This is a genomic window from Enterobacter sp. Crenshaw (genome assembly GCF_024734705.1).
Classification (GTDB): Bacteria; Pseudomonadota; Gammaproteobacteria; order Enterobacterales; family Enterobacteriaceae; genus Enterobacter; species Enterobacter asburiae_B.
This window is the reverse complement of the sequence record NZ_CP102932.1, coordinates 4,292,174-4,310,239: the sequence shown is the minus strand read 5'-3', so window position 1 is coordinate 4,310,239 and position 18,066 is coordinate 4,292,174. Positions and strand designations below refer to the sequence as shown.

Annotated in this window: 14 protein-coding genes; 8 read left to right on the top strand and 6 right to left on the bottom strand. The window is 57.3% G+C overall.

Annotated elements, in window-relative coordinates:
- Positions 1-32: 32 nt before the first annotated feature.
- Together NWV12_RS20575 and NWV12_RS20570 are read right to left on the bottom strand one after the other, a co-directional pair.
- Entirely contained in the window at positions 33-422 is a 390-nt protein-coding gene (locus NWV12_RS20575) for a lipoprotein (protein ID WP_048981442.1), read from the bottom strand.
- 337 nt (positions 423-759) lie between these two features.
- Positions 760-1,809 carry an AI-2E family transporter gene (locus NWV12_RS20570; protein WP_032662225.1) on the bottom strand — a complete coding sequence of 350 codons (1,050 nt, stop codon included), beginning with the start codon at positions 1,807-1,809 and terminating at the stop codon, positions 760-762.
- A gap of 145 nt (positions 1,810-1,954) precedes the next feature.
- On the opposite strand from NWV12_RS20570, the gene NWV12_RS20565 reads away from it, so the two are divergent.
- Positions 1,955-3,172: an MFS transporter gene (locus tag NWV12_RS20565; RefSeq protein WP_039263064.1), complete on the top strand. Its 1,218-nt coding sequence runs from the start codon at positions 1,955-1,957 to the stop codon at positions 3,170-3,172.
- 4 nt (positions 3,173-3,176) lie between these two features.
- Here NWV12_RS20565 and NWV12_RS20560 read toward each other — a convergent pair whose 3' ends face one another.
- On the bottom strand, positions 3,177-3,734 hold the full coding sequence (locus tag NWV12_RS20560; RefSeq protein WP_023309515.1) for a DcrB family lipoprotein: 558 nt from the start codon (positions 3,732-3,734) through the stop codon (positions 3,177-3,179).
- A 72-nt stretch (positions 3,735-3,806) separates the two neighbouring features.
- Complete coding sequence (locus tag NWV12_RS20555) at positions 3,807-4,472, bottom strand: 7-cyano-7-deazaguanine/7-aminomethyl-7-deazaguanine transporter (protein ID WP_023309514.1); 666 nt, start codon at positions 4,470-4,472, stop codon at positions 3,807-3,809.
- A gap of 167 nt (positions 4,473-4,639) precedes the next feature.
- On the opposite strand from NWV12_RS20555, the gene tusA reads away from it, so the two are divergent.
- Positions 4,640-4,882, top strand: coding sequence for a sulfurtransferase TusA (tusA, locus tag NWV12_RS20550; protein WP_008503071.1), 243 nt, complete (start codon positions 4,640-4,642; stop codon positions 4,880-4,882).
- Between the two features lie 64 nt (positions 4,883-4,946).
- Here the strand turns inward: tusA and yhgN are convergent, their stop codons facing one another.
- Positions 4,947-5,540 (bottom strand): NAAT family transporter YhgN, encoded by a 594-nt coding sequence (gene yhgN / locus NWV12_RS20545; protein ID WP_003861574.1) that lies wholly within the window; start codon positions 5,538-5,540, stop codon positions 4,947-4,949.
- A 179-nt stretch (positions 5,541-5,719) separates the two neighbouring features.
- Here yhgN and asd point away from each other — a divergent pair, with 179 nt between their 5' ends.
- The 6 genes from asd (at position 5,720) to glgP (ending at position 16,441) form a co-directional block, all read left to right on the top strand.
- On the top strand, positions 5,720-6,823 hold the full coding sequence (gene asd, locus NWV12_RS20540) for an aspartate-semialdehyde dehydrogenase (protein ID WP_033146834.1): 1,104 nt from the start codon (positions 5,720-5,722) through the stop codon (positions 6,821-6,823).
- A gap of 249 nt (positions 6,824-7,072) precedes the next feature.
- Positions 7,073-9,259, top strand: a complete 2,187-nt coding sequence (gene glgB / locus NWV12_RS20535; RefSeq protein WP_048981469.1) for a 1,4-alpha-glucan branching enzyme — start codon at positions 7,073-7,075, stop codon at positions 9,257-9,259.
- The gene (gene glgX / locus NWV12_RS20530; RefSeq protein ID WP_101744693.1) at positions 9,256-11,229 is read left to right on the top strand and encodes a glycogen debranching protein GlgX; all 1,974 of its coding nucleotides are present in this window, start codon (positions 9,256-9,258) and stop codon (positions 11,227-11,229) included. The genes glgB and glgX overlap by 4 nt, the downstream gene beginning before the upstream one ends.
- Positions 11,230-11,246: 17 nt before the next feature.
- Positions 11,247-12,542 (top strand): glucose-1-phosphate adenylyltransferase, encoded by a 1,296-nt coding sequence (gene glgC, locus NWV12_RS20525; RefSeq protein ID WP_023337914.1) that lies wholly within the window; start codon positions 11,247-11,249, stop codon positions 12,540-12,542.
- Complete coding sequence (gene glgA / locus NWV12_RS20520; protein WP_039263066.1) at positions 12,542-13,975, top strand: glycogen synthase GlgA; 1,434 nt, start codon at positions 12,542-12,544, stop codon at positions 13,973-13,975. The genes glgC and glgA overlap by 1 nt, the downstream gene beginning before the upstream one ends.
- An 18-nt stretch (positions 13,976-13,993) precedes the next feature.
- On the top strand, positions 13,994-16,441 hold the full coding sequence (gene glgP, locus NWV12_RS20515) for a glycogen phosphorylase (RefSeq protein WP_029740650.1): 2,448 nt from the start codon (positions 13,994-13,996) through the stop codon (positions 16,439-16,441).
- A gap of 95 nt (positions 16,442-16,536) precedes the next feature.
- Here glgP and glpD read toward each other — a convergent pair whose 3' ends face one another.
- A complete protein-coding gene (gene glpD, locus NWV12_RS20510) occupies positions 16,537-18,045 on the bottom strand; it encodes a glycerol-3-phosphate dehydrogenase (protein WP_048981441.1) in 1,509 nt (502 codons plus the stop codon).
- Positions 18,046-18,066 lie beyond the last annotated feature (21 nt).

Here is an 18,066-nt window from a genome sequence, read left to right as displayed (position 1 = left end):
CGGGCCATACGCGGCCCGACTTTAGAAAAATATTACAGCGCGGCGCCAGTGGAGAGGTTCAGCTGAATATCGTGGTCGAGGTTATTTACCCAGCGGTTATAATTTTTGTGAATTTTACCGTCTGCCGCTTTCAGGTTAAGGCTGTTTTCATAGTTGATTGAATAGCTTGTGGCCGTGTACGGAATACTTACCTGGACCGAGTGATCGCGTGACTGCAGACGCCCCTTAATCATTCCCGGGCCGGTTTCCGTCATGATCCAGTCGCGTTTTTGGCCTGCTTTCAAAATTGCCGTTTTTACCTGATCGGCAGTATGGCCCGCGCTTACAATAGAGTGAACCTGAGCAATTGGGGCGGTACGCGCACAGCCTGCCAGTGCGCCAATGAATACGGCAGCAGCACACCATTTAACGATCTTTTTCATCAACAACTCCATATCAATAATAACAATTAAAGGTAGTGTTTTTTACAAATAATATTCATCCGGCTTTTTGTTATCGCTGGGTGTATTTTTTAATCAATATTAATGTTTACATTACGTTGACGCGAAGACGGGCATAATAGCATGGAAAATAAATAAGAATTTCATTTTTTATAATTTGCGTTAAATCATGAATTGCGTTTGAACGTAATGCGCGCGGCGTAATTAAAAACAGAATGAGTATCGCCTTAACGCAAATAAAAATACCGCGACGGATTAGGGACGCGGTAATTTACGGTGTATTACTGACGGTTTAAACCTACCTGTACAGGTAGGTCGGTTAGCCGGGTAACCGGCTTTTCGGCCTCCCCGGCCCGAGCAGGATCGCCAGCTTGCTGCCGCCTTTGGTGGTCTCCATCCAGATTTTACATACGCTGGTCAGAGGAACCGACAGCAGCATACCGACCGGGCCCAGCAGCCATCCCCAAACCAGTAAGGATAAAAACACCACCAGCGTCGACATGCCCAGACGGTGTCCCATCATGCGCGGTTCAAGAATATTGCCCAGCACCATATGCACGACGAGGAACAGCGCGCCGACCAGCATGCATTCGTAGAAACCGTTAAACAGAAACGCCTGAATCATCGGCGGCACGGCGGAAAGCACCGCGCCAATATTGGGCACGTAGTTCAGCAGAAAGGCCAGCACGCCCCACATCAGCGCGAACTGCACGTCCATCAGCATCAGCCCCAGCCAGACAATCACCCCGGTCCAGACGCTCAGGAGCGTTTTCAGCGCCAGATATTTGGAGACGCCCTTCAGGGCCCGGTGTAACCCGGCAATGTGAATTTGCGGATTGTTCAGCGCAAAGCGCAGCTTATAGGGGACGTGGCGGACTTCGAACAGCATAAACACAACGGTCATGACCAGCAGCAGAATGCTGGCCATCGCGCCGGAAAGCCCCGTCATCAAGGTGGTGGCGTAGGTCATGACCTTCTCGGAGTCCATCCTGCGCAGCATCCGTTCGGGTGAGATATGCAGATTGAGGAAGGGCACCATCTCCTGCAGCGCGACAATTTTACGCGTCAGCTCTTTGTTGTACTGCGGCAGCATGGTGGAGAATTCGCTCAGCGATGCCGCCAGCACGCCGAAGAGCGCCGTCAGGCCAATCAGCATGACAATAACCACGATGGTGATGGCTACCGGACGGCTGACGCCCCGGCGTAAAAACCAGGTGACCAGAGGATTAAGCACGATGGCAAAAAAGAGCGCCAGCAGGAGCTGAACAATAATGTCAGCGGCAGCATGGATACCCGCAAGGATAACCACCAGACAGGCGAGTTTTAATAAGATGTGGAGTCCTGCTTTGTCGGACGGGTTAGCGATCATGCGTGTTCCTTAATATGATGACCCGATAAGTGTAGTGCCCGGGCTTCGCTTCGTCTGGCACCGTTAATCTGAAAGTCGGGGCTGATTTTCTTATTGCGCCGTGGTAATAGTGAAACACTGTTGTAAAAAATCCAGGTAGAACCCCATGCCCGAACCTGCCGCTGAACCGGCACTGAGCGGACTGCGCCTCAATCTGCGCATCGTTTCCGTTGTGATTTTCAACTTTGCCAGCTATTTGACCATTGGCCTGCCGCTGGCGGTCCTGCCGGGCTATGTCCATGACGTGATGGGCTTCAGCGCCTTCTGGGCGGGGCTGGTGATTAGCCTGCAATATTTCGCCACGCTCCTCAGCCGCCCGCATGCCGGGCGCTACGCGGACGCGTTCGGTCCAAAAAGCATCGTAGTGGTGGGGCTGTGCGGCTGTTTTCTCAGTGGCCTGAGCTACCTGCTGGCTGCCGCAACCGGCCACTGGCCGCTGGTCAGCCTGGCGCTGCTCTGCCTGGGCCGCGTCATTCTGGGCATTGGGCAAAGTCTGGCGGGAACCGGCTCGACGCTGTGGGGCGTGGGTGTGGTAGGCGCGCCGCACATTGGCCGGGTGATCTCCTGGAACGGGATTGTCACCTACGGTGCGATGGCGCTCGGGGCGCCGCTCGGCGTGGCCTGCTATGCGCTTGGCGGGCTGTATGGGCTTTCCATCACCATTATGGCGGTCGCGCTGCTGGCAATCCTCTTTGCGCTGCCGCGTCCGAAAGTGAAGGCCAGCAAAGGCAAGCCGCTGCCGTTTCGGGCGGTGCTGGGGCGCGTCTGGCCGTACGGCATGGCCCTGGCGCTGGCGACCACCGGCTTCGGCGTGATTGCGACCTTCATTACCCTGTTCTACGACGCCAAAGGCTGGGACGGCGCAGCCTTTGCGTTAACCCTGTTCAGCTGTGCGTTTGTTGGTGCCCGCCTGCTTTTCCCTAACGGCATCAACCGCCTTGGCGGGCTGAATGTGGCGATGATCTGCTTTGCGATAGAGATTGTCGGGCTGCTGCTGACCGGAATTGCGATGGTGCCCTGGGTCGCGAAAGTGGGTGTGTTCCTCGCGGGGGCAGGCTTTTCCCTGGTCTTCCCGGCGCTGGGCGTGGTGGCGGTAAAAGCCGTGCCGCAGCAGAATCAGGGGGCGGCGCTGGCGACCTATACGGTGTTTATGGATATGTCTTTAGGCATTACCGGCCCGCTGGCGGGGCTGGTGATGGCTTGGGCAGGAGTTCCGGTAATCTATCTTGCCGCGGCGGGTCTGGTGGTGATTGCGCTGCTGCTGACGTGGCGGCTAAAAAAATGGCCCCCGGTGCAGGCACCGGAGGCCACGTCATCGTCGTGAAGCGTTACTGGATCACGATGGTGTTAATGATGTTTTCAGCAGCCGTCTGCGCTTTCTGCTGATCTTCGGCTGGCAGGGTGATCTGCAGGGTCAGCAGTTTGTTATCAACCTTGCCCAGCACCACAGAAGAGTATGCGGTCTGACCTTTTGCAGAGATGATGCTGTCGAGCTGTTGCAGCGTGTGGCCTTTCAGCTCGATGGATTTATTGGTCACGACCTGCAGCTGCGGATCGCGGCCGCGCTGCTGATCTTCCAGACGTTTGGACAGGACGGCCAGGTCTTCGCTGGTGTCGTCGCCCACAATCACAATGACCGCTTTCTGCCCGGTTGCGTCGGAGTAAACGTGCATGTTATTCGCCTGGGTGCCCAGCTTGCCGCTCTGATCGGTCATATCGGCTGGCAGAGAGAAGCTGAGTTTGCCATCCATCAGATTCACCGGCTGGCCGGTCGCGTTGCTCTCTGCGGATGCGCCCTGAGCAGGCGTTTTCGTGTCGCTGTTATCACAGGCTGCAAGACCCACAACCAGCAGGCCAATCCCGACATATTTAACCAGATTGCGCATTGACTTCTTCCTTTCGATAAACGGCCATAACGGCTCATTCGCTCATCTTATCACAACTGATAAAGCGAACCCTTAACCAGCCTGCAATGCCGTGATTTCAGATTTATCTGCCAGCCTTTTCAGCAGCATATTGAGCAGCACGCCGTACATCGGCAGGAAGAAAACAATGCTGATGAGGACCTTGAAGCAGTAGTCCACCAGCGCGATTTCCATCCAGTGTTCGGCCATGAACGCATCCGGGCTGCGCCAGAAGGCGATGAAGAAGAAGGCCAGCGTATCGCTCACGTTACCGAACAGCGTGGAGGCGGTTGGCGCCATCCACCAGCGATGATTCTGACGCAGGCGGTTAAACACATGCACGTCGAGGATCTGCCCCAGCGCGTAGGCCATAAAGCTTGCTGCGGCGATACGGGCAACAAACAGGTTGAAGTGGGTTAACGCCTCAAAGCCCTGCCAGCTTCCCATATAAAACAGTGACGAAACCACGTACGAGATGAACAGCGCCGGGAGCATGACCGAAAAAATAATACGGCGAGCCAGCGGTGCGCCAAAAATACGCACGGTCAAATCCGTCGCGAGGAAAATAAACGGGAAGCTGAATGCGCCCCAGGTGGTATGAAAACCAAAGATGGAGATTGGGAGCTGCACCAGATAGTTGCTGGAGGTGATCACCAGCAAATGGAAAAGCGAAAGCCAGAACAACGCTTTTACGCGCTGTGATTCAGAAAACGACGTCATATTGTGACCTTTTTATACGTTGGGGTGAGGGAACCCAATAAAAACCGCAGCATGATACTGCTTTGGCAGGACATTGCAATGGTTAGTTTTTACGCAATCGTTAACCTGGTTTGCATTGATCGCAACCGGGCGTAAACTACAGCCGTTTTTACCAGACCGAGAAGACCATGACCGACCTGTTTTCCAGCCCAGACCACACTCTTGATGCCCAGGGCCTTCGCTGCCCGGAACCGGTAATGATGGTACGTAAGACCGTGCGCAACATGCAGACCGGTGAAACGCTGTTGATTATTGCCGACGACCCGGCCACGACCCGCGATATTCCCGGTTTTTGTACCTTTATGGAGCATGAGCTGGTGGCACAGCAGACCGAAGCGCTGCCGTACCGGTATTTGATTCGTAAGGGTTAGATGGGCTGTCCTCTGCGGCCTGATGCCCTCATCCCGCCCCTCTCCCAAGGGGAGAGGGAGAACGTCATCCTTTCATCCACGCGCGGATCCCGTCCAGGAACATCTGCGTTGCCATCATCACCAGAATCAGCCCCATCAGGCGCTCCAGCGCGTTCACCCCTTTCTCACCCAGCAGGCGCAGGAACAGCGACGACTGCAGCAGGATGATAAACGTCCCGCCCCAGGCGATCAGCAGGGCAATCACCAGATGGCTCATCTGGTTCGGATACTGATGCGACAGCAGCATCAGCGTGGCCAGAATGGTTGGCCCGGCGACGAGTGGAATCGCCAGCGGCACGATAAACGGCTCTTCACCCGCGGGCAGGCCGCTGCTGCTGCCTTCCGCGCTTGGGAAAATCATCTTAATGGCAATCAGGAACAGAATAATCCCGCCGGAAATCGACACGGTTTCGGCGCGCAGGTTGAGGAACGCGAGAATTTTTTCACCGGCAAACAGGAAGATAAACATCACCAGCAGGGCGATGAGCAGCTCGCGGATCATGATCGCCCGGCGGCGCTTCGGCTCGGTGTGCTTCAGCACCGACATGAAGATAGGCAGGTTTCCCAGTGGATCCATAATCAGGATCAATAAAACCGCCGCGGAAATGATTTCACTCATCTTTAAATTATCCCTGATACTTAGTAGTGTTATTCCGATGATTAGCGCTTTTTCTGATTGCCGGGCAATCATCGATTAATTTCGCTTGCGACTTTGGCAGCATTTTGTAATGTGAAGCATATCCCAGTTCAATACTGGCTTGCACAATCAGCACACACCCTCAGCAGGAAAAAAATGCTATGAAAAACGTTGGTTTTATCGGCTGGCGCGGTATGGTCGGCTCTGTACTCATGCAACGCATGGTTGAAGAGCGCGATTTCGACGCTATCCGCCCGGTCTTCTTCTCCACTTCCCAGCTCGGCCAGGCTGCTCCGTCCTTTGGTGGTACCACAGGCACGTTGCAGGATGCTTACGATCTGGAAGCGCTGAAGGCACTCGACATTATTGTGACGTGCCAGGGCGGCGATTATACCAACGAAATCTATCCAAAGCTGCGTGAAAGCGGCTGGCAGGGCTACTGGATTGACGCGGCCTCTTCGCTGCGCATGAAAGACGATGCCATCATCATTCTCGACCCGGTGAACCAGGGCGTCATCACCGACGGCCTGAACAACGGCGTGAAAACCTTTGTCGGCGGTAACTGCACCGTCAGCCTGATGCTGATGTCCCTCGGCGGCCTGTTCGCGCAGGATCTGGTTGAGTGGGTCTCCGTGGCGACCTACCAGGCGGCGTCCGGCGGCGGTGCGCGTCACATGCGCGAGCTGCTGACCCAGATGGGCCAGCTGCACCAAAGCGTCGCGACCGAGCTCGCAAACCCGGCGTCCGCGATCCTTGATATCGAACGTAAGGTCACTCAGCTGACCCGCAGCGGCGAGCTGCCGGTGGACAACTTCGGCGTACCGCTGGCCGGTGGTCTGATCCCATGGATCGACAAACAGCTGGATAACGGCCAGACCCGCGAAGAGTGGAAGGGCCAGGCTGAGACCAATAAAATCCTCGCGACCGCGAACACCATTCCGGTTGACGGTCTGTGCGTGCGTATCGGCGCGCTGCGCTGCCACAGCCAGGCCTTCACCATTAAACTGAAAAAAGATGTGTCTATTCCGACCGTGGAAGAGCTGCTGGCCGCGCACAACCCGTGGGCGAAAGTGGTGCCAAACGATCGCGATATCACCATGCGCGAGCTGACCCCGGCTGCCGTTACCGGCACGCTGACCACGCCGGTTGGCCGTCTGCGCAAGCTGAACATGGGGCCGGAGTATCTCTCCGCGTTCACCGTCGGCGACCAGCTCCTGTGGGGCGCCGCCGAGCCGCTGCGCCGCATGCTGCGCCAGCTGGCGTAATAATTTGTTAACTACCGGGGGTGATTTTCACCCCTTTTTTTTGCGTACTACATGGAGTAACACGCGTATGTCTTATTTTTTATCAGGAGTCATCTAGAGCGTTGGCTATGCTTTAAGGAAGAGTCATTTCTTACCTGAGGTTCGAACGGAGCAGAATGGATGCACATTTTTGTGCTGTCCCGTTCAGGTCACATTAAAAGTCGTCCCGGAGCGCTTAAAAAGGACGACATAAAAAACAGGATGAATACCATGTCCGATCGTGTGGATAGAGACGTGATTAATGCGCTTATTGCGGGTCATTTTGCTGACCCCTTTTCTGTGCTTGGGATGCATCAAACTGAGGATGGCCTTGAAGTTCGGGCACTGTTACCGGATGCCACAGAAGTCTGGGTGATTGAACCCAAAACCGGCCGCAAGGTCGGTAATCTTGAATGCCTCGATTCCCGTGGCTTCTTCTCGGGCGTAATGCCCCGCCGTAAAAACCCTTTTCGCTATCAGCTCGCCGTTCTCTGGCACGGTCAGCAAAACCTGATTGACGATCCTTACAGCTTTGGCCCTCTGCTTAAAGAGATGGACGCCTGGCTGCTCTCCGAAGGAACGCATCTTCGCCCTTATGAAACGCTGGGTGCCCATGCCGATACCATGGACGGCATTACCGGCACGCGATTCTCCGTGTGGGCGCCTAACGCCCAGCGCGTCTCCGTTGTTGGCCAGTTCAACTACTGGGACGGCCGCCGCCACCCGATGCGCCTGCGCCGGGAAAGCGGCATCTGGGAGCTGTTTATCCCCGGAGCGCACCCCGGGCAGCTTTATAAATTCGAGATGATCGACGCCAACGGCAAGCTGCGCATTAAAGCCGACCCGTATGCCTTCGAAGCGCAGATGCGCCCGGATACCGCGTCGCTGATTTGCGGCCTGCCGGAGAAGGTCGTCCAGACGGAGGAGCGCAAACAGGCCAACCGCTTTGATGCGCCCATCTCCGTCTATGAGGTACACCTTGGCTCCTGGCGTCGCCACACCGATAACAACTTCTGGCTGAGCTACCGTGAGCTTGCCGACCAGCTGGTGCCGTATGCCAAATGGATGGGCTTTACCCACCTTGAGCTGCTGCCGGTCAACGAGCATCCGTTCGACGGCAGCTGGGGCTATCAGCCTACCGGGCTGTATGCGCCAACGCGCCGCTTCGGCACGCGCGATGACTTCCGCTATTTCATTGATGCCGCGCACGCCGCCGGGCTGAACGTCATCCTCGACTGGGTACCGGGCCATTTCCCGTCGGATGATTTTGCGCTGGCAGAGTTTGACGGCACGAAGCTGTACGAGCACAGCGACCCGCGCGAAGGCTATCACCAGGACTGGAACACGCTGATCTATAACTACGGTCGCCGTGAGGTCGCAAACTATCTGGTCGGGAATGCCCTGTACTGGATCGAGCGGTTTGGCATTGACGCCCTGCGCGTCGATGCGGTGGCGTCGATGATCTACCGCGACTACAGCCGCAAAGAGGGCGAGTGGATCCCGAACGAGTTTGGTGGCCGTGAAAACCTGGAAGCGATTGAATTCCTGCGCAATACCAACCGCATTATCGGCGAACAGGTGGACGGTGCCGTGACCATGGCGGAAGAGTCGACCGACTTTGCGGGCGTCTCCCGTCCGCCGTCATTAGGCGGCCTGGGGTTCTGGTACAAGTGGAACCTGGGCTGGATGCACGACACGCTCGACTACATGAAGCTGGATCCGGTTCACCGTAAGTATCATCACGATAAGCTGACGTTCGGGATGCTCTACAACTACACCGAAAACTTCATGCTGCCGCTGTCGCACGATGAAGTGGTGCACGGCAAAAAATCCATTCTCGACCGCATGCCGGGCGACGCGTGGCAGAAGTTTGCCAACCTGCGCGCCTACTACGGCTGGATGTTTGCCTTCCCGGGCAAGAAACTGCTGTTTATGGGCAATGAGTTCGCCCAGGGACGCGAGTGGAACCACGACGCCAGCCTCGACTGGCATCTGCTGGAAGGCGGCGACAACTGGCACCACGGGGTGCAGCGTCTGGTGCGCGACCTGAACCTGACCTACCGCCACCACAAAGCGCTGCACGAGCTCGACTTCGATCCGTACGGCTTTGAGTGGCTGGTGGTGGACGACCACGAGCGCTCGGTGTTTGTCTTTGTGCGCCGTGACAAAGCGGGTAACGAGATCGTCGTCGCCAGCAACTTCACGCCGGTGCCGCGCGAGCACTACCGCTTCGGCATTAACCAGCCGGGCAAATGGCGCGAGATCCTGAATACCGACTCGATGCACTACCACGGCAGTAACGCCGGTAACGGCGGGCTGGTACAGAGCGACGCCATCGAAAGCCACGGGCGACCCAACTCCCTGAGCCTGACGCTGCCGCCGCTTGGCACCATCTGGCTGATGCGGGAGGGCGAATGACGCAGCTTACGGCAGGTAAACCCGAACCGCTCGGCGCGCGTTTTGACGGAAAGGGTGTCAATTTCACCCTCTTTTCCGCTCACGCTGAGCGGGTAGAACTGTGCGTGTTTGATGGGGAAGGTAACGAGCACCGTTACGATTTACCCGCGCGCACGGGGGATACCTGGCACGGCTACCTGGCCGGAGGACGGCCAGGCATGCACTATGGCTTTCGCGTACACGGTCCGTGGGATCCGGCGCAGGGGCACTGGTTTAACCCGGCGAAGCTGCTGATCGACCCGTGCGCGCACCGCGTGGACGGCGAATTTAAAGACGACCCGCTCTTCCACGTGGGCTACGGCGAGCCCGACCACCGCGACAGCGCGCCCGTCGCGCCAAAAAGCGTGGTGGTGAACGATCTTTATGACTGGGAAGACGATGCCCCGCCGCAGACGCCGTGGGGCAATACCGTCATTTATGAAGCCCACGTTAAAGGGCTGACGTACCTGCACCCGTCGATCCCCAAAGAGATGCGCGGCACCTATAAGGCGCTCGGGCATCCAACCATGATCGCCTACCTGAAGCACCTCGGCATCACCGCTCTGGAGCTGTTACCCGTCGCCCATTTCGCCAGCGAGCCGCGCCTGCAGCGGCTGGGGCTAAGCAACTACTGGGGCTACAACCCGCTGGCGATGTTCGCGCTTGAGCCACGCTATGCCGCCCATCCGGAAAAGGCGCGGGACGAATTTCGCGATGCGGTGAAGGCGCTTCATACGGCGGGCATTGAGGTCATTCTGGACGTCGTGCTGAACCACAGTGCCGAAAGCGATCTCGACGGTCCGACGCTCTCCATGCGCGGAATTGATAACCGTAGCTATTATTGGATCAGGCAGGATGGCGATTATGAGAACTGGACCGGCTGCGGTAACACGCTCAACCTCAGCCATCCGGCGGTCACGCATTTTGCTTATGAATGCCTGAAATACTGGGTGGAAACGTTCCACGTCGACGGTTTTCGTTTCGATCTGGCGCCAGTGATGGGGCGCACGCCAGCGTTCAGCCAGCAGGCGCCGCTGTTTGAGGCGATAAAAAACTGTCCGGTGCTCTCGCAGGTGAAGCTCATTGCCGAGCCGTGGGACATAGGGGAAGGCGGTTATCAGGTCGGGAATTTCCCGCCGCTGTTTGCCGAGTGGAACGATCACTACCGCGATGCCGCACGCCGCTTCTGGCTGGAACGGAATCTGTCGCTGGGGGAGTTCGCCGAACGCTTTGCCGCTTCAAGCGATCTCTTTAAGCGCGACGGCAAACGCCCGTCGGCCACCGTCAATCTGTTGACGGCACACGACGGTTTTACGCTCAGGGACTGCGTTTGTTTCAATCAGAAACACAATGAGGCAAACGGCGAAGAGAATCGCGATGGCACTAACAATAACCATAGCTTTAATCATGGTATAGAAGGGTTAGGCGGTAGCCTGGACGTCATCGAGCGGCGACGCGCCAGCGTTCATGCTTTGCTGACAACGCTTTTATTGTCGCAGGGCACGCCGATGCTGCTGGCAGGCGATGAACACGGCCACAGCCAGCACGGTAACAACAATGCGTATTGCCAGGACAACACGTTAACCTGGCTCGACTGGGGTGAAGCCAACAGCGGGCTGATTCATTTTACCGCTGCGCTGATCCATCTTCGCCAGCAGATCCCCGCGCTGACCGCCGACCGCTGGTGGGAAGAGGGTGACGGCAACGTTCGCTGGTTGAATCAAGACGCGCAACCGTTAAGCGCGCAAGAGTGGCAACACGGCGTACCACGCCTGCAAATCCTGCTGTCGGATAAATGGCTGGTCACGCTGAACGCGACGGATGACGTCGCAGAGATTGTTTTACCTGAAGGGGAATGGCGAGCTGTTCCCCCCTTTGCCGGAGCGGATAATCCGGTAGTAATGGCTGTCTGGCACGGGCCTGCGCACGGAGTGTGCGTATTCCAAAGATGATAAAAAAGGAGTTAGTCATGGTTAGATTAGAGAAGAACGATCCCTTAATGTTGGCGCGCCAGCTACCATTAAAAACGGTTGCCCTGATACTTGCGGGTGGACGTGGTACCCGTCTGAAAGATTTGACCATCAAGCGCGCGAAACCGGCCGTTCACTTTGGTGGTAAGTTCCGTATCATCGACTTTGCGCTCTCCAACTGCCTTAACTCGGGCATTCGCCGTATTGGCGTCATTACGCAGTATCAGTCGCACACGCTGGTTCAGCATATCCAGCGCGGCTGGTCATTCTTCAGCGAAGAGATGAACGAGTTTGTCGATCTCCTTCCCGCTCAGCAACGCGTCCACGGTGAGAACTGGTACCGCGGAACGGCGGATGCAGTGACGCAGAACCTCGACATCATTCGCCGCTATAACGCGGAATACATCGTGATCCTCGCCGGGGACCATATCTACAAGCAAGATTACTCCCACATGCTCATCGACCACGTCGAAAAAGGGGCGCGCTGCACCGTAGCGTGTCTGCCTGTGCCCGTTGCTGAAGCGACGGCGTTTGGCGTGATGCACGTGGATGCCGACGACAAAATTATCGACTTTGTTGAAAAGCCGGCGAACCCGCCAACCATGCCGGGCGATGACACTAAATCGCTCGCCAGCATGGGGATTTATGTCTTTGATGCAGATTATCTTTATGAGCTGCTGGAAGACGACGATAAAGACGAAAACTCCAGCCACGACTTCGGTAAAGACATCATTCCGAAAATCACTAAAGCTGGCATGGCCTATGCACATCCTTTCCCGCTGTCCTGCGTGCAGTCCGACCCCAATGCGGAACCTTACTGGCGCGATGTGGGAACCCTGGAAGCCTACTGGAAAGCGAACCTCGACCTGGCGTCGGTCACGCCTGAGCTGGATATGTACGACCAGAACTGGCCGATTCGTACCCATATGGAATCGCTGCCGCCGGCCAAATTCGTGCAGGACCGCTCCGGGAGCCACGGTATGACGCTGAACTCGCTGGTGTCCGGCGGGTGCATTATTTCAGGCTCGGTGGTGGTGCAGTCGGTGCTGTTCCCCCGCGTGCGAATAAATTCATTCTGTAATATCGATTCGGCAGTCTTGCTGCCTGATGTCTGGGTAGGGCGCTCGTGCCGTCTGCGTCGCTGCGTTATCGATCGTGCCTGCGTCATTCCAGAAGGGATGGTGATTGGTGAGAACGCGGAAGAAGACGCGCGTCGTTTCTATCGTTCGGAAGAGGGGATCGTGTTAGTCACACGGGAAATGTTGCGGAAGCTGCAGATCAAACAGGAGCGATGATGCAGGTTTTACATGTATGTTCTGAGATGTTCCCGTTGTTAAAAACGGGCGGTCTGGCAGATGTTCTGGGTGCATTACCGGCGGCGCAAATCGCCGGAGGCGTGGATACCCGAGTCCTGCTGCCCGCCTTTCCGGATATCCGGCGCGGTATTCCCGATGCAAAAGTGGTGACCCGCCGTGAGACCTTCGCCGGACGCATCACCCTGCTGTTTGGACATTACAATGGCGTAGGGATTTACCTGATCGACGCGCCGCACTTATACGAGCGACCGGGCAGCCCGTATCACGATACGAACCTGTTCGCCTACACCGATAACGTGCTGCGCTTTGCGCTGCTCGGCTGGGTCGGGGCAGAAATGGCGACGGGGCTGGATCCGTTCTGGCGCCCGGATGTGGTGCACGCGCACGACTGGCACGCCGGGCTTGCCCCGGCGTATCTCGCGGCGCGCGGCCATCCGGCGAAATCGGTCTTTACCGTGCATAACCTGGCGTATCAGGGGATGTACTATGCCCATCACATGAGTGAAATCGATCTGCCATTATCGTTCTATAACATGCACGGGCTGGAATTTAACGGGCAGATCTCGTTCCTGAAAGCCGGGCTGTATTACGCCGATCATATTACCGCCGTGAGCCCAACCTACGCGCGTGAGATCACCCAGCCGGAGTTTGGCTACGGCATGGAAGGGTTGCTGCAACAGCGCCACCGCGAAGGCCGCCTGTCAGGCATTCTGAACGGCGTGGATGAACAGATCTGGAGCCCGGAAACCGATCTCCTGCTGGCGGCGCGCTATGGCCGTGATTCCGTGGAAGACAAAGCGGAGAACAAACGCCAGCTGCAGATTGCGATGGGCCTGAAGGTTAACGATAAAGTGCCGCTGTTCGCGGTGGTCAGCCGCCTGACCAGCCAGAAAGGGCTGGATCTGGTGCTGGAGGCGCTGCCCGGTTTACTGGAGCAGGGGGGACAGCTGGCGCTGCTCGGCGCGGGCGACCCGGTGCTGCAGGAAGGCTTCCTTGCCGCCGCGGCGGAACATCCGGGGCAGGTGGGTGTGCAGATTGGCTATCACGAAGCGTTCTCGCACCGCATCATGGGCGGCGCGGACGTCATCCTGGTGCCGAGCCGTTTCGAACCCTGCGGCCTGACGCAGCTTTACGGCCTGAAATACGGCACGCTGCCGCTGGTGCGCCGCACGGGCGGACTGGCGGATACCGTATCCGATAGCTCTCTGGAAAACCTGGCGGACGGTATCGCCAGCGGGTTTGTCTTTGAGGACAGTAATGCCTGGTCGCTGCTTCGGGCGATTCGGCGTGCTTTCGTCTTGTGGTCCCGTCCATCGCTCTGGCGTTACGTTCAGCGTCAGGCGATGTCCATGGACTTTAGCTGGCATGTCGCGGCGCAGTCATACCGCGATCTCTATCAACGCTTGATGTAACGAGGCGAAGTTACTGATATGAACGCTCCATTTAGCTACTCTTCACCCACGCTCAGCGTTGAGGCGTTAAAGCACTCCATCGCCTACAAGCTGATGTTCACCATCGGGAAAGATCCTGTTATCGCCAACAAGCACGAGTGGCTGAACGCCACCCTGTTTGCGGTGCGTGACCGTTTAGTGGAACGCTGGCTGCGCTCAAACCGCGCCCAGCTCTCGCAGGAAACGCGTCAGGTTTACTACCTGTCGATGGAATTTTTGATTGGCCGCACGCTGTCCAACGCGCTGTTGTCGCTCGGTATTTATGACGACGTCAAAACCGCCCTGGAGGAGATGGGGTTAGATTTAGAAGAGCTGATCGACGAAGAGAACGACCCGGGGCTCGGCAACGGCGGTCTGGGGCGTCTCGCTGCCTGCTTCCTCGACTCGCTGGCAACGCTGGCGCTGCCGGGCCGCGGCTACGGTATTCGCTACGACTACGGTATGTTCAAACAGAACATCGTCGACGGGCGCCAGAAAGAGTCGCCGGACTACTGGCTGGAGTACGGCAACCCGTGGGAGTTCAAGCGCCACAATACGCGCTACAAGGTGCGCTTTGGCGGACGTATCCAGCAGGAAGGCAAAAAGTCCCGCTGGGTAGAAACGGAAGAGATCCTGGCCGTGGCCTACGACCAGATTATCCCCGGCTATGACACCGATGCCACCAACACGCTGCGCCTGTGGAGCGCCCAGGCCAGTAGCGAAATTAACCTCGGTAAATTCAACCAGGGGGACTACTTTGCGGCGGTGGAAGACAAAAACCACTCCGAGAACGTGTCCCGCGTGCTGTACCCGGATGACTCGACCTACTCCGGCCGCGAGCTGCGCCTGCGTCAGGAGTATTTCCTCGTCTCCTCGACGATTCAGGACATCCTCAGCCGCCACCATCAGCTGCACAAAACCTACGCCAACCTGGCGGAGAAAACCGCGATCCACCTTAACGACACCCACCCGGTGCTCTCCATTCCGGAGCTGATGCGCCTGCTGATCGACGAACACAAGTTCAGCTGGGATGACGCGTTTGAAGTGACCTGTCAGGTATTCTCCTACACCAACCACACGCTGATGAGCGAAGCGCTGGAAACGTGGCCGGTAGACATGCTCGGCAAAATCCTGCCGCGCCATCTGCAGATTATCTTTGAGATTAACGACTACTTCCTCAAGACCCTGCAGGAGCAATACCCGAACGATACCGGGCTGCTGAGCCGCGCATCCATCATTGATGAATCGAACGGGCGCCGCGTGCGCATGGCCTGGCTGGCGGTCGTCATCAGCCACAAGGTCAACGGCGTGTCCGAGCTCCACTCGAACCTGATGGTGCAGTCGCTTTTTGCGGACTTCGCGAAAATCTTCCCGACGCGGTTCTGCAACGTGACCAACGGCGTCACGCCGCGCCGCTGGCTGGCGCTGGCCAACCAGCCGCTCTCTGAGGTGCTGGACGAGAATATCGGCCGTACCTGGCGTACCGATTTGAGCCAGCTGAGCGAGCTGGAACAGCATATTGATTTCCCGACGGTGAACAAAGCCGTGCGCGAAGCCAAGCTGCTAAATAAAAAGCGTCTGGCGGTCTGGCTGGCGATGCACCTCAACGTGGTGGCAAACCCGAAAGCGCTGTTTGACGTTCAGATCAAACGCATCCACGAATACAAGCGTCAGCTGATGAACGTGCTGCACGTGATCACCCATTACAACCGCATTAAGGCCGATCCAACGGCCGAATGGGTGCCGCGCGTGAAGATCTTCGCCGGTAAGGCGGCTTCCGCCTACTACATGGCCAAGCACATCATTCATCTCATCAACGACGTGGCGAAGGTAGTCAACCAGGATCCGGACATTGGCGACAAGCTGAAAGTGGTGTTCATTCCGAACTACAGCGTGAGCCTGGCGCAGATGATCATCCCGGCGGCGGATCTCTCTGAGCAGATTTCCACGGCGGGTACGGAAGCATCCGGCACCAGTAACATGAAGTTTGCCCTCAACGGCGCGCTGACCATTGGTACGCTTGACGGGGCGAACGTTGAGATGCTGGAGCACGTGGGCGAAGAAAATATCTTTATCTTCGGTAATACGACGGAAGAGGTGGAGGCGCTGCGCAGGAAAGGCTACTCGCCGCGTCAATATTACGAAGAGGATGAAGAGTTACGTCAGGTGCTGACGCAGATCGCGACCGGCGTGTTTAGCCCGGATGAACCGAGCCGCTATCGCGATCTTGTGGACTCGCTGATTAACTTTGGCGATCACTACCAGGTGCTGGCGGACTATCGCAGCTACGTGGACTGTCAGGATAAGGTTGACGAGCTGTACCGTCAGCAGGAGAAGTGGACCAGCGCCGCGATGTATAACATCGCCAATATGGGCTATTTCTCGTCCGACAGGACCATCAAGGAGTATGCCGAGACGATCTGGCATATTGATCCGGTGAGGTTGTAAAAGCAAAACGGCAACCTCGGTTGCCGTTTTTAGTGTTTGTTCCCTCTCCCTGTGGGAGAGGGTCAGGGTGAGGGCATCAGCCCGCACCGATCGTATTACGACGCCAGCGACAGCTCACGCTTCCCCGCATTTTGCTGTAACCACTGCGCCACGCGAGACTGCTGCTCGGCGTTGAGCCACATCCCTTCTTTGGTACGACGCCAGATAGCATCATCCAGACGACGAACCCACTCGTGCTCAACCAGGTAGCGCAGCTCGGCTTCGTACAGCTCGTGGCCGAAATGTTCGCCCAGATCCGCAATGTCCTTCGCGTCGGCCAGGAACAGCTCGGTATTGCTGCCGTAGGTGCGGGCATAGTGGCGCGCCATCCCTTCGGTGATGAACGGGAAGCGACGGCGCAGCTTCGCGGCGTAATCATCGCGATTGTCGCCGATATCACCGCCGGGCAGTACCGCGCCTTTGGTCCACGCCGGGCCAATGCCTTTATAGTACGGTGCCAGTTTTTCCAGCGCGTGCTCGGCCAGCTTGCGGTAGGTGGTCAGCTTGCCGCCAAACACGGAAAGCAGCGGCGCCTGACCGTCAACGTCGTGAATATCGAGCGTGTAGTCGCGAGTAATCGCCTGCGGTGAGTCAGACTCGTCATCGCACAGCGGACGCACGCCGGAGTAGGTCCAGACCACGTCGTCGCGTGACAGCTGCTTCCTGAAGTGCGTGTTATACACTTTGAGCAGGTAGTTCACTTCGCTCTCGTCGATCTCGACGTTCTTCGGATCGCCTTTGTACTCCACGTCGGTGGTACCGATGATCGAGAACTCGTCCATCCACGGAATCACAAACACGATGCGCTTGTCTTCGTTCTGCAGAATGTAGGCCTGCTTTTGCGTATGCACGCGCGGTACCACAATGTGGCTGCCCTTGATCAGGCGAATGCCGTACGGCGAAGGCAGATGCATGCCGTCGTCGAAGAACTGCTTCACCCACGGGCCGGTAGCGTTCACCAGGCCGCGCGCTTTCCAGCTGAATTTCTCGCCGGTATCGATGTCTTCCGCTTCCACGATCCACAGGCCGTTTTCACGACGGGCAGCGGTCGCGCGGGTGCGGGTTTTCACCTCGCCACCTTTCTTCTCGACCATCTGGGCATTCGCCAGCACCAGACGCGCGTCGTCCACCCAGCAGTCGGAATATTCGAAACCGCGCACGATTTCAGGCTTAAGGACCGATTCTGAGCCAAAACGCAAACCTGTCGAACCCGGGAGGCTGGTGCGTTTACCCAGATGATCGTACATAAACAGACCGATTCGGATCATCCACGCCGGACGCAGATGCGGGCGATGGGGCAGGCGGAAGCGCATCGGAATCGCCAGATGCGGGGCCATTTTCAACAGCACTTCACGTTCGGCCAGCGCTTCGCTGACCAGGCGGAATTCGTAGTGTTCCAGGTAGCGCAGGCCACCGTGAATCAGTTTGGAGCTGGCGGACGACGTCGCGCAGGCGAGGTCGTTAGCTTCCAGCATCAGTACGGATAAACCGCGTCCTGCGGCATCGACCGCAATACCGGCACCGTTGATGCCACCGCCTATCACAATCAGATCTTTGGTTTCCATAACACCCTCATGCACTTTCGT

What these genes read in the sequence shown, in the direction of transcription:
- glgX (WP_101744693.1), top strand. Translation starts at nt 9,256, where the DNA reads ATGACGCAGCTTACGGCAGGTAAACCCGAACCGCTCGGCGCGCGTTTT.
- tusA (WP_008503071.1), top strand. Translation starts at nt 4,640, where the DNA reads ATGACCGACCTGTTTTCCAGCCCAGACCACACTCTTGATGCCCAGGGC.
- NWV12_RS20565 (WP_039263064.1), top strand. Translation starts at nt 1,955, where the DNA reads ATGCCCGAACCTGCCGCTGAACCGGCACTGAGCGGACTGCGCCTCAAT.
- glpD (WP_048981441.1), bottom strand. Translation starts at nt 18,045, where the DNA reads ATGGAAACCAAAGATCTGATTGTGATAGGCGGTGGCATCAACGGTGCC.
- NWV12_RS20575 (WP_048981442.1), bottom strand. Translation starts at nt 422, where the DNA reads ATGAAAAAGATCGTTAAATGGTGTGCTGCTGCCGTATTCATTGGCGCA.
- glgA (WP_039263066.1), top strand. Translation starts at nt 12,542, where the DNA reads ATGCAGGTTTTACATGTATGTTCTGAGATGTTCCCGTTGTTAAAAACG.
- yhgN (WP_003861574.1), bottom strand. Translation starts at nt 5,540, where the DNA reads ATGAGTGAAATCATTTCCGCGGCGGTTTTATTGATCCTGATTATGGAT.
- NWV12_RS20560 (WP_023309515.1), bottom strand. Translation starts at nt 3,734, where the DNA reads ATGCGCAATCTGGTTAAATATGTCGGGATTGGCCTGCTGGTTGTGGGT.
- asd (WP_033146834.1), top strand. Translation starts at nt 5,720, where the DNA reads ATGAAAAACGTTGGTTTTATCGGCTGGCGCGGTATGGTCGGCTCTGTA.
- glgC (WP_023337914.1), top strand. Translation starts at nt 11,247, where the DNA reads ATGGTTAGATTAGAGAAGAACGATCCCTTAATGTTGGCGCGCCAGCTA.
- glgB (WP_048981469.1), top strand. Translation starts at nt 7,073, where the DNA reads ATGTCCGATCGTGTGGATAGAGACGTGATTAATGCGCTTATTGCGGGT.
- NWV12_RS20570 (WP_032662225.1), bottom strand. Translation starts at nt 1,809, where the DNA reads ATGATCGCTAACCCGTCCGACAAAGCAGGACTCCACATCTTATTAAAA.
- glgP (WP_029740650.1), top strand. Translation starts at nt 13,994, where the DNA reads ATGAACGCTCCATTTAGCTACTCTTCACCCACGCTCAGCGTTGAGGCG.
- NWV12_RS20555 (WP_023309514.1), bottom strand. Translation starts at nt 4,472, where the DNA reads ATGACGTCGTTTTCTGAATCACAGCGCGTAAAAGCGTTGTTCTGGCTT.